Source organism: Methanobrevibacter sp., from assembly GCF_015062985.1.
Lineage (GTDB): Archaea > Methanobacteriota > Methanobacteria > Methanobacteriales > Methanobacteriaceae > Methanocatella.
The window spans coordinates 1-15333 of record NZ_SUTI01000026.1; the positions used below are offsets into that span (position 1 = coordinate 1).

Annotated in this window: 11 protein-coding genes; 8 read left to right on the top strand and 3 right to left on the bottom strand. The window is 37.4% G+C overall.

What is annotated here, in order from left to right; translation table 11 throughout:
* The first annotated feature begins 158 nt into the window (after positions 1-158).
* From E7Z77_RS08870 to E7Z77_RS08885, 4 genes are all read left to right on the top strand, one after another.
* Complete coding sequence (locus tag E7Z77_RS08870) at positions 159-1328, top strand: MFS transporter (RefSeq protein ID WP_292753077.1); 1170 nt, start codon at positions 159-161, stop codon at positions 1326-1328.
* A gap of 143 nt (positions 1329-1471) precedes the next feature.
* Entirely contained in the window at positions 1472-2647 is a 1176-nt protein-coding gene (metK, locus tag E7Z77_RS08875; RefSeq protein WP_292753080.1) for a methionine adenosyltransferase, read from the top strand.
* Between the two features lie 160 nt (positions 2648-2807).
* The gene (gene glyA, locus E7Z77_RS08880; protein WP_292753083.1) at positions 2808-4079 is read left to right on the top strand and encodes a serine hydroxymethyltransferase; all 1272 of its coding nucleotides are present in this window, start codon (positions 2808-2810) and stop codon (positions 4077-4079) included.
* A gap of 1 nt (position 4080) precedes the next feature.
* Positions 4081-4773 carry a dihydromethanopterin reductase (acceptor) gene (locus E7Z77_RS08885; protein WP_292753086.1) on the top strand — a complete coding sequence of 231 codons (693 nt, stop codon included), beginning with the start codon at positions 4081-4083 and terminating at the stop codon, positions 4771-4773.
* Here the strand turns inward: E7Z77_RS08885 and E7Z77_RS08890 are convergent.
* Positions 4759-5073 carry a DUF192 domain-containing protein gene (locus tag E7Z77_RS08890; RefSeq protein ID WP_292753089.1) on the bottom strand — a complete coding sequence of 105 codons (315 nt, stop codon included), beginning with the start codon at positions 5071-5073 and terminating at the stop codon, positions 4759-4761. The two genes, E7Z77_RS08885 and E7Z77_RS08890, sit on opposite strands and share 15 nt — an antisense overlap.
* A 78-nt stretch (positions 5074-5151) precedes the next feature.
* The gene (locus E7Z77_RS08895; protein ID WP_292753091.1) at positions 5152-5805 is read right to left on the bottom strand and encodes a DsbA family protein; all 654 of its coding nucleotides are present in this window, start codon (positions 5803-5805) and stop codon (positions 5152-5154) included.
* 303 nt (positions 5806-6108) lie between these two features.
* Between E7Z77_RS08895 and ileS the strand changes: the two genes are divergently transcribed.
* The 4 genes from ileS to E7Z77_RS08915 are packed head-to-tail and all read left to right on the top strand — an operon-like array spanning position 6109 to position 13875.
* Positions 6109-9342 (top strand): isoleucine--tRNA ligase, encoded by a 3234-nt coding sequence (gene ileS / locus E7Z77_RS08900; protein ID WP_292753094.1) that lies wholly within the window; start codon positions 6109-6111, stop codon positions 9340-9342.
* A 10-nt stretch (positions 9343-9352) separates the two neighbouring features.
* Positions 9353-11491, top strand: coding sequence for a phosphoribosylformylglycinamidine synthase subunit PurL (purL, locus tag E7Z77_RS08905; RefSeq protein ID WP_292753097.1), 2139 nt, complete (start codon positions 9353-9355; stop codon positions 11489-11491).
* 19 nt (positions 11492-11510) lie between these two features.
* Positions 11511-12728 carry a gephyrin-like molybdotransferase Glp gene (gene glp / locus E7Z77_RS08910; protein WP_292753100.1) on the top strand — a complete coding sequence of 406 codons (1218 nt, stop codon included), beginning with the start codon at positions 11511-11513 and terminating at the stop codon, positions 12726-12728.
* Between the two features lie 16 nt (positions 12729-12744).
* The gene (locus E7Z77_RS08915; RefSeq protein ID WP_292753103.1) at positions 12745-13875 is read left to right on the top strand and encodes a site-2 protease family protein; all 1131 of its coding nucleotides are present in this window, start codon (positions 12745-12747) and stop codon (positions 13873-13875) included.
* A 51-nt stretch (positions 13876-13926) separates the two neighbouring features.
* Here the strand turns inward: E7Z77_RS08915 and E7Z77_RS08920 are convergent, their stop codons facing one another.
* The gene (locus E7Z77_RS08920) at positions 13927-15153 is read right to left on the bottom strand and encodes an FprA family A-type flavoprotein (protein WP_292753105.1); all 1227 of its coding nucleotides are present in this window, start codon (positions 15151-15153) and stop codon (positions 13927-13929) included.
* Between the last annotated feature and the right edge of the window lie 180 nt (positions 15154-15333).

Sequence of the window (15333 nt, forward strand, 5' to 3'; positions counted from 1 at the left end):
ACTTCAAAACCGAGCAAATTATGGCACAAATCAGTGCTGCTCTTGAAGACTTAGGTAAATAGATTTAGAGATTAATTCTCTATTTCTCTTTTTTCTTTTTTTTTTAACGACTTTTTTCAACCCTAATTTTAAATAATATTTTTTATATAACTATTGTTATGAAAAATAATCCTAAATTGCTCCTTTATATTTTAATGCTTTCAACATTAGGAATCAATACACCTTTAAGCATTATTGGGATTATTTCACAGATTTCTGAATATTTTCACACTACCATTGCAATTTCAGGACTGTATGTCAGTTCATTTACATTTACAATAGCGCTGACAGGTCTGTTTGTCCCATTGCTCTTTTCAAAATTTGAGCGAAAGCTAACATTCGTTTCAATCCTGTCCGTGTTTGCAGTTTCAAACATAATAATAGTTTTTACTAAAAGCATCTATGTTGCTTCGTTATTCAGAATTCTCTCCGCTGTAGTTTATCCGGCTTTTATTTCAATTTCGCTAACCTTCTGTGAAGAAATTGCACCCGCTAATCAAAGGCAGGATTACATAACAAAAATATTGCTTGGAATTTCAGTAGGAAGCATCATTGGCCTGCCGATTACCACAGGCCTTGGAACAATCTTCGGCTATCAAATTGCGATGACTTGGATCTTCCTGATTAATTTCCTGACATTGATATTGATTTTAATATTCTTTCCAAAGGTTCCGGGTAAATCAAAAAGCTATGAAATGCCATTATCAACTATCAAATCAAAAGAGTTTATACTGGCCACTCTTGGAATTATAATGATGCCGATCGGCGCCAGCATAGTTTACAATTACGTTCCCTACTTTCTGCAGACTGTCAGCCATATTTATACCTATAAATTAAGCATATTCCTATTTACATATGGCATATTTTCAATATTCGGCACCTGGCTTGGCGGGAAATTGATATTTAAAAAGGACAGGGAGACATTGATTATATTCCAGTTGGTATGCGCTTCGGTATTTTTGGCACTATACCTTTTTGCCGATTATCTAATTGCAGTTTTAATCCTGATTTTAATATTTGGAGTATTGGACGGAATGGGCTACAACCTTATCCAGTACATGGAGTCATCAGTTTTGCCCGATAGTCCGGAACTTGCAAACGGCATTTTTTTAAGTGTTTTGAATGGTGGAATAGCAATAGGCATTGCAATTGGAGGATTTTTGGTCGATGGATTTGGAGTGATGTCAATATTCATTTCCGGAGCCATATTTTTAATCCTTGCTTTTGTATTAGTGGTTTACGTGATTTTTGTTTTAAAAATCAATTTGAAATATCAAAGCATTAATTAATAGGATATATCCTTATGGTATGACAAATTTTTAATAATTTATATATAATATTTAAGATAAACATAGTATAGAATAGTATAATAATTGATTCATTTCTCAATCTAAATATTATAACGAGAATCTAACAGATTATTGGTGATAAAATGAGTGAAGTATATAGGACATTTACATCAGAATCAGTAACTCAGGGACACCCTGATAAGGTTGCAGACATTATTTCTGATGCTATATTAGATGCATACATGGCACAGGATAAATTTTCACATGTGGCATGTGAAACCTGCGTAACTACTGATTTTGCTATGGTATTTGGTGAAATTACATCTGCTGCCCATATATCAGAAGAGGAAATTGAAAAAATAGTAAGGGACACAATTATTGAAATCGGTTACGATAATTCTGATTTAAAATTTGACGGTCATAGCTGTAAAGTTGCAAACAGGCTCCATGAACAATCACAGGATATCAATCAAGGTGTAGACCGTGGAGATGAAGAGACCGGAGCTGGAGATCAAGGAATGATGTTTGGTTTTGCTACCAATGAAACCGAATCATTAATGCCTTATCCAATTGATCTTGCTCGCAAATTGACCAATAAATTAACTGAACTCAGAGAAAGCGGCGAAATTCCATATTTAAGACCTGACGGTAAAGCTCAAGTATCCGTAAATTATGATAAGGACGGTAATGTCATTTCACTTGATGCGGTAGTATTGTCAACCCAGCATGATGAGACAATGTCCGATAATCAGGAACAATTGAAAGAAGACATTCGCGAAAAGCTCTTCAAGGCTGTTATTCCTCAGGAATTGATGACAGAAGACACTAAAGAACACATCAATCCGACAGGCAAATTTGAAATAGGCGGTCCTCATGGGGATGCAGGTCTAACCGGCCGTAAAATCATTGTTGATACTTATGGAGGATATGCTCGCCACGGTGGAGGAGCATTTTCTGGTAAAGACTGCACTAAAGTGGACAGAAGTGCATGTTACATGGCAAGATACATTGCAAAGAATATTGTAGCAAGCGGTCTTGCTTCCAAATGTGAAATTCAATTGTCTTATGCAATCGGAGTTGCAGAGCCTACTTCAGTAATGGTAGATACTTTCGGAACTGGAGCAGACATTGGAGATGCAACATTCGAGCAAATTGTACGTGAAAACTTTAGGTTAACTCCTGATGGAATCATTGAAACATTAGGTTTAAGGGATACTGCCTATAAGCAAACCGCTAAATACGGCCACTTCGGTATAGAAGGCCTTCCTTGGGAAGAAACCGACAAAGTTGAAGACTTGAAAAAGTACATTAAAGGTTAAAATTAACTTTCCTCTTTTGAGGAAATCTTTTTCTATTTTTTTATTATTTTTTTCTGTAAATCTGTTTTTCACTTTTTTGTGAATATTTTTCATAACTATTATATTAAATGATTTACAAAAATTAAATCATAACTATATAATTGGATATTAGGTGTAGTAAATGGCTAATTATCATGACGAAATTTTAAACTTTGAAAAAATTGCAAAAGAACATACTGAATATATGAGAAATAGTATTAATCTTATTGCCTCCGAAAACGTTACAAGCGTAGAAGTGACTGAAGCTGTAGCTACTGATTTCGCTCACAGATACGCAGAAGGACAGGCTTTCCAAAGATTTTATGAAGGCTGCCAATATGTCGACTTGGTTGAAGATAAAACCAAAAAACTTTCCTGCAAATTATATGATTGTGACTATGCTAACGTCCAACCGGTTTCCGGTGTAACAGCAAACCTTGCAGCATTCTTTGGTTTTGCAAAACCTGGTGAAAAGGTAATGGCGCTTGAAGTACCGTCAGGCGGTCACATTTCACATGCTGATGTAAGTGCAGCAGGTATCCGTGGTCTTAAAACAGTTTTCCACCCATTGGACAAAAATGTAATGAACATAGACATCGATGCGATGAACAAGAAAATCATCGAAGAGAAACCACAAATCGTTTTATTCGGTGGAAGCCTATTCCTGTTCCCTCACCCAATCAAAGAAGCTCGTGAAGCTGCTGATGAGGTCGGAGCTACTATAATGTATGACGGAGCACATGTATTAGGTCTTATCGCAGGAGGCCAATTCCAACAACCTCTTAAAGAAGGAGCAGATTTGATGATGGGAAGTACCCATAAAACATTCCCTGGTCCTCAAGGAGGAATTATCCTTTCCCACAAGGAAAATGAAGAAATTATTGATGATGCAGTATTCCCTGGTGTCGTAAGTAACCACCACTTACACCACTTGCTTGGTTTAGGTATTGCAACTGCTGAAATGTTGGAATTTGGTGAAGCTTACGCTAAACAAATCATTAAAAACGCACAGGCATTAGGTCAGGCAATGTATGAAAGGGGATTCAATGTCTTATGTGAAGACTTAGGATTCACCCAGTCACACCAAATCGCTGTAGATTTAACCAACATCAGATCCGCATCAGATATTGCAAAAGAATTGGCTGACAATAATGTAATCTTAAATAAAAACCTCTTGCCTGGAGACAATAGGGATAACTCAGACGATCCTTCCGGTATCAGGATAGGTACCCAAGAAATTACCCGCAGAGGTTTAAAAGAAAAAGAAATGGATGAAGTCGCTGAATTCATCAAACGTGTTGCAGTCGATAAAGAGGACATTGCTGATGAAGTCGCTGAATTCATGAACCAATACACAAAACTTGATTACGCATTTTCAGATAGAGAAGCTTATCAATATCACACATTAGATTAAAATGAGAATAGGATTTGCATTTACCGGAGCCGGTCATTTGCTGCGCGAATCAGTACATTTGGCCGAAAAATTGGCTGGTGAACATGAAGTTACTGTATTTCTGTCAGGTGCGGCTGAAGAAGTCCTTAAAATGTATGGGCTTTATGAACGTGTTGAACGCCTGACAGGTGGTAAATACAGGGAATTAGCCACTGATTCCAATCAAAAGTTTTCATATCCAATTACTGGTCGTTTATCTTTAGGGAAATACGACTATCTAATCGTCTCACCGGCTACAGCAAATACAGTTTCAAAAATCGTCTATGGGATTGCAGACACATTGGTTACAAATGCGGTTGCACAGGCGGGAAAAGGTGCCGTTCCGGTATACATGGTGCCTGTCGATATTCATCCGGGTCCAATTGACACAGTCTTGCCGTCCAAAATGGAGCTATCAAAATGCCAAAGCTGTGATGACTGTCTTGCGGCTCTTGCATGTGAACAGGGAGCAATCATACCTCATGAAGAGATAGACCTGACAAAATGCATTGGCTGCGGCTTGTGCAGAAATACATGTCCGTATGATGCAATTTCCGAAGGTAAAATCATAACAATCTATATGAGAGACATTGATATTGAAAATACCCGCAAATTAGAGGGCATTGATAATATTCAAATATTTGAAAGCCCAGAAGATATTTTAGAGAAATTCTAATCTATCTCCTATTTTTAATTTTAACTTATTTTTTTTAGTTTCTAAAATATATGCCGCTTGTTTTTTAGGCTTATGGAATTTCCATGGTTTCAATGTCGTTTTTTCAAAGACAATCTTGTTTTCATCCAAAAAATATACATCGATTTCAAATCTCATGAAATGGCTATGGACGGATGAACCCTTTAAGTTGGAGAACAGCATTGCTTCATCAAAGTCATTTTCGCCCATAAGCCCCTTAAAGCGTTTAAAAAAAGAGTTCGCATGTATAATTGTCACGTCAATCACTTCATCACTAGTCATGTTTAAAATCATGAAGTGATTTTTATTTTAGATTTAGAAATAGATTTTCAGGGTGTGAAAATGCACAAAATCATCAGTTCAGATGAAGGTTTTGTCTTTCATTTCACCGCTGATCAGGTCTTCAAAAGCTATTTTGAAGCTTTCTTTTTCAAATGCTCCTGGAATGATTAGTCTTTCATCATTGTTTTCTACAAAATAGTATGGAATTGTGGTTATTCCGTTTGAAATTGCTTCATCCATGTCAAGCTCCACTTCGATTTTAAGCGAATCGCTTTTAAGCAGTTCAGCTATTTCGTTTTCATCCAATCCACAGGAAGCGGCAATTCCTATTAGAATTTCATGGTCTGCAATGTTTTCGTTTTTGGCTAAATTGGATTCGAATATTTTAAAAATGAGTTCCTGTGATATCGGATAATTTTTGTTCTGCACATATTTGACAAGTCTGTGCGCATCTTTTGAACTTCTAAGGACCATATCATAATTGATGTTTAATCCTTCATTTTCTGCGATTTGCTCTATTCTTTCAATTTCCCTTTCAGCGTCTTTGAGTGATAGTCCGTTTTTTATCGCAAACCTGTCCACGGTTGATATGCTGTCTATGTTTGGTTCAAGTTCAAACGATACCATTTCCCATTCGACATCAAGGTCAAGTTCAGCGCAGGCATTTGCTATTCGTTTCAATCCGATATAGGAATAGGGACAGTTGAAGTCACTTAGATGAATTATTTTCATTTTTTTTCTCGTTCTCTTCTTCTTTTTTCTTTTTATATATCTTATAGAGTTTAATCATATTGTCTACAGATTTAAAAAGTGCGTTGTATTTTCTGTGAAAGCTCATATTATTATGTTGAACCTTATTTTATATCAAACTTTTCAATTAAAAATGTCCTTATGATAAGTTAATATATTATGTAGTAGATAATATATAGTATAATGTTATATATGTGAGCAAGCTCATGGAATACATCTTGGATTATTTGTTGAGTTGTTCATTTTTTCATTTAAAGACATAATATTAATTTTAGAGGAGTTACAATGCCAATTAAAGAGGCAGATAAATCATTCGATCACGATAAGATAGAAAAGAAAGTGCAAAGATTCTGGAAAGAAGAGGACACTTTCAAAAAAGTCAATGAACTTAGGGAAAAAGGCCCAAGATATTCATTTTTGGACGGCCCTCCTTATTGTAGTGGAAAAATACACTTAGGTACAGCTTGGAACAAAGTTATTAAGGATACATACTTACGTTATAAATCAATGAATGGATTTAGCTTAAGAAGACAAGCTGGATGGGATATGCATGGACTTCCAATTGAAAATAAAGTAGAGCATTTGCTCAATATTCAATCCAAACAGGAAATTGAAGAGATTGGAATTGACAAGTTTGTCGATAAATGCAGAGAATTCGCTTTGGAAAATAAGGTTGCAATGGAACAGCAATTTGACCAGCTTGGTGTTTGGATGGATTGGGATGATCCTTACATGACTTTAGACCCGAAATACATGGAATCTTCATGGTGGACACTTAAAAGGGCAAATGAGCAAAATCTCCTTGTCAATGACCAGAGAGTAATCAGCTGGTGCCCTCACTGTGGAACCGCACTTGCGGCTGCAGAAATAGAATATGAAGAAAAAGAAGATCCGTCTATCTACATCAAATTCCCGGTTCGTGGCGAAGAAAATACCTATTTCCTGGTTTGGACAACAACCCCATGGACACTCCCTGCAAACATGGCAATCTGTGCAAACCCTGAATTTGATTATGTTTACGTTTCAAAAGACGGCGAAACTTACATTTTAGCTGAAAACTTAATGGAAACAGTATTGGGCCGTCAAGTCAAAATACACAGAACTAAAATACCTGCCGAATCAGAAGACGAAGAAGACCAAATCATCGAAGAAAAAGAAGTGATGTATCAAGTTATCAAAACAGTCAAAGGCGAAGACCTGATTGGAATGAGCTATGACTACATACTCATGGATGAAGTTCCAAAACATGCTGAATTTGATGAAATCGAATCAGTTCATAAGGTTCTGGCCGGAGACCATGTAGAGCTTGGCGAAGGTACAGGCCTTGTACATACAGCACCAGGACACGGTCCGGACGACTTTGAAGTTGGTCAGGCTAATGGAATTCCAATTTTCTGTCCTGTCGGAGAGGACGGATGCTTCACAGAAGATGCAGGAAAATATGCTGATGGATTTACAAAAGAAGAAAACGCTCAAATCATTAAAGATTTAGAGGATAAAGGTTTGATGTACAGAGCAGAAACCATTGAGCACAGATATGGTGTTTGCTGGAGATGTAAAACTCCTATCATCTACCGCGCTACCAAACAATGGTTCTTGAAAGTAACAGAAATCAAACAGAAAATGTTGGATGAAATTGACCAAGTAGAATGGGTACCTAAATGGGCTGGAGAAGGCAGATTCCATGATTGGGTGGACAATGCCCGTGACTGGACAATTTCCAGACAAAGATTCTGGGGTATACCTATTCCTATATGGGAATGTCCAGACTGTGGTGAAATCAAGGTTATCGGTTCTTTAGATGAATTAAAACAGGAATCATTGAATGAAATCAGTGTAGGGGACGCTGAACTTATCCACAGACCGTATGTAGATGAGGTCGAAGTAAAATGTGATAAATGTGGCCAAACCATCAGAAGAATCCCTGACGTATTGGATGTATGGATCGATTCAGGTGTGGCCGGATGGGCTTCACTTTACTATCCTGAAGAAAAGGACAAATTCGAGGATTGGTTCCCTTATGACTTTATTACAGAAGGTCATGACCAAACCAGAGGATGGTTCTACTCACAACTCGGTACAGGAGTTATTTCAATGGGTAAAAGTCCATATCAAAAAGTATTGATGCACGGATTCGTATTGGATGAAAACGGAAACAAAATGTCAAAATCCTTGGGAAATGTAGTCTCTCCGGAAGAAGTCATAGAAAAGTATGGTGCAGATGTCTTAAGATTCTATCTTTTATGGGCTTCAAAGCCATGGGATGACTTGAAATTCGTATGGGAAGAACTCCTCAACATCAATAAGATGTTTAACATCCTATGGAATGTCTATGTATTTTCAACAACCTACATGTCCCTTGATGAGTTTAATCCTATTGGCCTAACAGAAGATGACAGGATTTTAAGATCAGAAGATAAATGGATCATATCTAAAGCAAACACATTAGTTAAAGAAGTTGCTGAAGATTTGGATAAATTATTCTTCCACAAGGCAACAAGAAAAATCAATGATTTCATTTTAGAAGACTTAAGCCGCTGGTATGTAAGGCTCATTCGTGGAAGGACCTGGGTTGAAAGCGATGACCCTGATAAATTGGGCGCTTATTACAGTCTCTACACTGCACTTGTCAAACTTATCTCAGTATTATGTCCTATAGCTCCTCATGTTTCAGAAGAAATCTATGAAAACCTTGTTAAAGGAGTCAATCCTGAAGCTCCTGAAAGCATTCACATGAATGATTGGGGATATGATGAGGAAGCAATCGATGTAGAACTCGAGGCAAAAATGGATGTTGCCCGTGAAGTAATTGAAGCATCAATCAGAGCACGTGACATGGCACAATACAAATTAAGATGGCCTGTTTCAGACATTACTGTTGTATCACAAGACGAAGACGTCTTAAAAGCTATTGAAGAGTTAGAAGAAATTATCAAAGATCAATCAAATGCAAAAGAAGTTTTAAGAGCCAGTGAATTTGATAAACTGTCATTCAATGCAAAACCAAATCTTAAAATCTTAGGCCCTAAACTCAAAGGTGACATGGGCAAGGTTGTAAAAGGCCTGAAAACAGCAGACGGTAATCAAATCAAGGCAGACCTGGAAGCAAATGGAAGCGTCACTATCGAAGGCATTGAATTGTCTCCAGAAGAAGTATTGTTCGATTCAGAACTTCCAGATGACTTTGTATCCTCTGAATTTGAAGGAGGAAACGTATTCGTAAATACTAATGTTACTTTAGAAATTAAACAGGAAGCTATGGCTCGTGAATTAATTAGAAGAATTCAGGACATGAGAAAAGATTTGGACCTTGACGTTGAAGCGAACATCAACGTTGATGTTGAAACTTCAAGCGAATTCAAGGACTTAATCGTACCGCAGTCCGAAGTCATTTCTCATGAAGTAAGGGCTAAAAGCCTGATTATAACTGACACAGAAGAATGCAGTAAAGATTCTAAAGATTATACCAAAGAATGGGATATTGAAGGAGAAAAGGTAATTATTTCAATTAAAAATTAAGGGTGTTAAGATGACTTTAGCTGATTCTGAAATTGAATATATCGAAGGAATCCTCGGAAGGGAAATGAACGAATTGGAAGAAGGAATGCTTGATGTAATGTTTTCAGAACATTGTTCCTACAAAAGCAGCAGACCATTCCTAAGAGCTTTTCCAACTGAAGGAGAAAACATTATTTTAGGTCCTGGTGACGATGCGGGATTAGTATCCGTAACCGATAAATATGCATTAGCTGTGGGAATGGAATCTCACAACCATCCATCAGCTATTGAACCTTACGGTGGTGCAGGTACAGGCATCGGTGGAATTTTAAGAGACATTATTTCCATGGGAGCAATGCCGATTGCACTTTTAGATTCACTTAGATTCGGACCATTGGAAGATGAAAAATCAAGATACTTATTTGAACATGTTGTAAAAGGAATTTCCGACTACGGAAACCGTGTAGGAGTTCCAACCGTTGCAGGTGAAATAGAATTTGACGAATCATTCAGAACAAACCCTCTTGTCAATGTAATGTGTGTCGGACTTGTCGAAAAGGACAAAATCGTTCGTGCTCAGGCACCAAACATTGGTGACGTATTCCTTTTGATGGGGGGAACAACCGGGCGTGACGGAATTCACGGTGTAACATTTGCATCAGAAGAGTTAACATCCGATTCAGAAACTGAAGACAGACCTGCTGTACAGGTTGCAGATCCGTTCACCAAAAAAAGAGTTTTGGAAGCTTCTTTAGAAATTCTTGAAAAAATCAATGTCAGCGGAGTAAAAGATTTAGGTGGAGGAGGCCTTACCTGTTGTATTTCAGAACTGGTGGATTCCTCAAACAATGGTGCATTGGTTGACTTACGTGCAATTCCTTTAAGGGAAACAGGAATGACTCCATATGAAATCATGCTTTCAGAATCACAGGAAAGGATGGTCTTTGTCATAAACCCGGATGATGTTGAATTAGCTCAAAAAATCTGTGACAAGCATGAAATTGCATCAGCAATCATCGGTGAAGTGATTGAAGGAAACAACATGATAATTTCCGATGAAGGGGAAGAAATTGCTAACTTACCGACTATCCTTTTAGCAGATCCGCCTTCAATTGACAGACCTATCGCAGAAATCCCTGAAGATACAGAAGAAATCGATGTTAAACATCCTCCTATTAAAGATTCTGTGCCTAAACTATTGGCCAGTCCGAACATAGCTTCAAAAGAATGGGTATACAAACAGTATGACCATGAAGTTCAAGTAAGGACAGTCGTAAAACCTGGCGATGATGCCGCAGTTTTAAGAATTGATGAAAATACTGCCATTGCGCTTACCACTGATTCTAATACAATTCACACTAAGCTATCTCCATTTGACGGAGCCGCAGGCTGTGTTGCAGAAGCAATCAGAAATGTTATTTCCATGGGGGCAACACCATATGCTGTTGTGGACTGTCTCAACTTTGGAAATCCGGAAACTCCTGAAATATTATGGCAATTCAAGACAGCTATTGAAGGAATGAGTTTAGTGGCTGAAAACTTTAACGCACCGGTCATTAGTGGAAATGTAAGTTTCTACAACGAAACCGAAGGAATTAAAATCAATCCAACTCCTGCCGTAGGGGTAATTGGTGTTGAAGACATAGAAAACATCAGAACCCTTGACTTTAAAAACGAAGGAGATAAGATTTTGTTAATCGGTAAGACATATGATGAGCTGACCGGATCTGAATATCACAGAACAATTCACAACATTGAAAAGGGTACCGCTCCTAGAATCAGGATTGATGAGGAAGTTGCAAACGGTCAATGCGTTTTAGACTTAATCAGCAACGATAAGGACAAAAACATTACTGCAGTGCATGATGTTTCCGCAGGCGGTTTGGCTGTTGCTTTATCTGAAATGGTTATCAAGTCCGGAAAAGGATGTGAAGTGGAACTCAAAGATGATGAGCTGGATAAGATTCAATTACTCTTCTCAGAAAGCCATGCAAGATACCTTTTAACAGTGAAACCTGATGCATTGGATGACATTTTGGCAAAAATCGATGTTGATGTAAGTGTCATTGGTGAAGTAAAAGGCGACTCATTGATTGTTAATAGGCATGAATTTACTTTTGAAGAATTGGATAATGCTTATCATGGTGTCATTGAACAGTATATGGCTTAAATAACTTGGAGAGTTTTGAATGTTTCTATCTAAATTAGAGTCTCTAGACAATGCCATTAAGTTAGTCAGTGATAATCAAAAAATCACAGAAATAGAAGAAATTCCATTATTTGAAGCTCATAAAAGGGTTTTGGCTGAAGATATAATTGCCTTTCATGATTCGCCACCATTTGATAAATCAGCAATGGACGGTTTTGCGGTAATTGCAGAAAATACCTTTGGAGCATCACAATCCGCTCCTAAGGAATTAAAGGTTATTGATGCAATCGGCGCTGGAGATTTTTCATCTAAGAATGTGTGTGAAAACGAAGCTATTGTAATAGCAACCGGAGCTCCGATTCCTGAAGGTGCAAATGCCGTTATCATGAAGGAGTACACCACTACTGACGGCGATGATTTGACTATTTACTCTCAGGTTACTCCTGGTGAAAATGTCAGCCCTAAATCTGAAGATATTAAAAAAGGCGAAAAGATTATAGATAAAAATACTTTCATCAGATATCAGGAAATGGGTTTAATTGCTTCAGCGGGTTATGCAACTGTTAAAGTATACAAAAAACCTAGAGTTAAAGTTATCATTACAGGAAATGAACTTGTAGAGCCAACTAAGGAAGAAATTGATAAGGCCAAGATTATTAATTCCAATCAATTCACCATTAAAGCAATGATTGAAGATTCTGGTGCAATTGCCGATATTGGTCATGCCGGCGATACTTTTGATGAAGTAAAAGAGGCCGTTTTAAAAGCTAGTCAGGAATATGATGTAATTATGACTACTGGAGGAACAGCCATCAGTAAAGGTGATGTTGTTTTGGATGTAGTCGAAGAGCTAGGTAAGATACTGTTCCATGGCGTTGCAATAAGGCCGGGCAAACCTGCAGGTGCGGGTGTTGTCAATGGAAAAATGGTATTTACGTTATCAGGCCAGCCTGTTGCTGCAATGAGTCAGTTCGACATGTTTGCAAGAAAATACTTGTTTGAGATGCAGGGCAGATCATTTGATTTCCACATTCAAAAAAGGATTTCCCAGCTTAAAATACCTTCACAGCTTGGAAGAACAGATTTCATACGCGCAGTTTCTGATGATGAACATGCAAAGCATGTGCTGAACAGAGGTTCCGGTATAATTAGGTCAATGGTTGAAGCGAACAGCTATATCATCATTGACGAAAATGATGAAGGATATCAAAAGGACGATTTAGTTGATGTTGTCTTCTTCGATTCACTACTTTGGTAAGTAATGGTGCATTTTAATGAATGGTATTTATTATTATTTGATAGCTTTTGCTGTCATCTGGATATTGGTCGGAATTTTCCATGAAAAACTGTCTAATTATGGGGTCGAGTTAAACTTCCCTGTCATAATGTGGAAGACTCAAAGGCTTCGCGGACTGATATCTAGAATTTCTAATTTTTCACCAACATTCTGGCGATGGTACATGAATGTTGGAATTGTTGTGGCGTATGGTGCCATGATATTCATTACATGGACATTAATTTCGTCAATTCCATCGGCTTTTGATGCTCCTGCCGTTTCCATTGTAATTCCTGGTGTAGAAATGCCGGGTTCTTCAATATATATTCCATTATTCTATGGTTTGATAGCATTGGCAACAGTTTTGATTGTCCATGAATTTTCACACGGCATACAGGCGGTCTGCGAAAAGATACCAATCAAATCAATTGGACTGTTATTGTTTATTATTCTTCCCGGCGCTTTCGTAGAGCCAGATGAAGAGGAATTGAAAAAAGCTAAAAGGTCTTCCAGGCTGAGAGTTTATGCGGCCGGTTCAATTGCAAATATTACATTAGCCGTTATTGCATTGCTGCTTGTCTCATTGGTTTCATTTGGAATTCCGCATTATTTCGCTGAAGATGGAATAGCCATTGACAGAGTTGTTTCAGATTCACCTTCTGATGGCATTCTGAAAGAGGGAATGGTTTTAAAAGCTATTGATGATGAAAAAATAAATGATTCCGCTTCATATTTAAAGATTGTAAGTTCGTTCAAGCCTGGGGACAATGTAACGGTAACAACGGATCAGGGAGCCTATACCCTAACTTTGGATAAGAATCCGAATAATGAATCCAAAGGATTTTTTGGAATCCAAGCAAACAAACATTTTGAATTAAAAGACAATAGTTTAGGACCGCTTCCTTGGGCATTATTTGAATTTGGCGAGCTATTTCAATGGGTGTTCATGTTAAACCTTGGAATTGGTTTATTCAATCTGCTTCCGCTCAAACCATTGGACGGCGGATACATGCTTGAGATATTGTTGAGCTATAAACTATCTGAAGAGCATTATAAACCTATTGTCAATGCATTATCTGTTATAATGGCAATGATTATAATATTCAGCCTTGTAGCAGGCTTTTTTTAATTGATAAAATTTAAAAAAAAGAAATTTTGAAAGAATATGAATTCTTTCAACTTATAATTCTTTACAAGCTTGAGCTAATTTTTTACCTAACTCGTAACTTGCTTCTTCTTCTTCAGCAGTAGGTACGAAAGTGATTTCTTGTGATTCAACTACATCGAAACCGCAATTGTTTAATTCTTCAGCAAGCATAGCAGGTGTTCCACCTTTTCCACCCATTGAACCGAAGGTAACTGCTTTTCTTACAATACCTGTTCTGTTGAATAATAATCCTTTCAGGTAGTACATGATGTCTCCGATACTTGGGTATGGTACATCGTTGATTGTAGGGTCTCCAACAGCAATTCCTTTACTGGTCAAGATGCTTTTGACGATTTCTGATCTTTCATCTTCATGCAAGAAGAAGATTTCAACATCATAACCTTCAGACATTGCACCTTCTGCAATTTCATGAGCCATTTGCTGGGTAGAGTAGTGCATGGTATCGTAAATGATTGTGATTTTGTCTTCACATACTCCGGTAGCCCAGTTTTGGTAAGCTCCGATGATTTGCATTGGGTCAGTCCAGATTTGACCGTGAGATGGTGCAATCATTTTAATTGAGTCGAGTAAACCTAATTCAACTACTTCGTTTAATTTTTTAAGCACTAATTTTGAAAGTGGTGTAATCAGGTTTGCGTAGAATTTTTGTGCAGCATCCATTAAGACATTTTCAGGGATTTCGTCTGAGAATCTTTTGGTGAAACATAAGTGCTGACCGAACGCATCGTTAGGGAATAAGATACCTGTTTCATCTGCAAGTAAGGTAAACATGCTGTCAGGCCAGTGTAATAAGAAGGCATCCAAGAATGCTAAAGTTCTTCCGCCAACATCTAAGGAGTCTCCAGTTCCAACAGTAATGAATTCTGCGCCTTCAAGTGCAGGGTAGTGTTTTAAAAGTCCGTTTACAGCAATTTTTGTACAGTAAATTGGTGCTTCTGGGAATCTTTTGTGTAAATCCACTAATACTCCGGAGTGGTCTTTTTCAACGTGATTTTGAATAATGTAGTCAACTTTGACTTCTCTTCCTTCTTGAGCGAAAGCATCGTCGATACGAGCCATCATTTCTTTTGTTTTTCCAGGATATGCATTGTCAATGATTGCTACTTCGTCTTCTCCAAATACAATGTATGCATTGTAAGTGGTTCCATCTAATGTGTAACCGTGGTAGGTTCTTAAATCCCAATCGAGCACACCAATCCAGTATACTCCATCAGCTATTTTTTGTGCATGGGCTTTCATTTTCTAATCTCCAATTATTCTATGAAATTCATATTAAATACTATGAATTTATATTTATTTTGAAATTGATTTTATATATAGTTTTGTTTTATACGAATTATTCGTATTTTTATCCTTATATTTTAGGTGGATTGTGGTTCTTTTTCAAAAATAGTTAAATGCATGAAAATACTTGTATTT

Coding starts and splice junctions, on each gene's coding strand:
- metK (WP_292753080.1), top strand. CDS start 1,472: ATGAGTGAAGTATATAGGACATTTACATCAGAATCAGTAACTCAGGGA.
- glp (WP_292753100.1), top strand. CDS start 11,511: ATGTTTCTATCTAAATTAGAGTCTCTAGACAATGCCATTAAGTTAGTC.
- E7Z77_RS08895 (WP_292753091.1), bottom strand. CDS start 5,805: ATGAAAATAATTCATCTAAGTGACTTCAACTGTCCCTATTCCTATATC.
- E7Z77_RS08920 (WP_292753105.1), bottom strand. CDS start 15,153: ATGAAAGCCCATGCACAAAAAATAGCTGATGGAGTATACTGGATTGGT.
- E7Z77_RS08890 (WP_292753089.1), bottom strand. CDS start 5,073: ATGACTAGTGATGAAGTGATTGACGTGACAATTATACATGCGAACTCT.
- ileS (WP_292753094.1), top strand. CDS start 6,109: ATGCCAATTAAAGAGGCAGATAAATCATTCGATCACGATAAGATAGAA.
- purL (WP_292753097.1), top strand. CDS start 9,353: ATGACTTTAGCTGATTCTGAAATTGAATATATCGAAGGAATCCTCGGA.
- E7Z77_RS08885 (WP_292753086.1), top strand. CDS start 4,081: ATGAGAATAGGATTTGCATTTACCGGAGCCGGTCATTTGCTGCGCGAA.
- E7Z77_RS08915 (WP_292753103.1), top strand. CDS start 12,745: ATGAATGGTATTTATTATTATTTGATAGCTTTTGCTGTCATCTGGATA.
- glyA (WP_292753083.1), top strand. CDS start 2,808: ATGGCTAATTATCATGACGAAATTTTAAACTTTGAAAAAATTGCAAAA.
- E7Z77_RS08870 (WP_292753077.1), top strand. CDS start 159: ATGAAAAATAATCCTAAATTGCTCCTTTATATTTTAATGCTTTCAACA.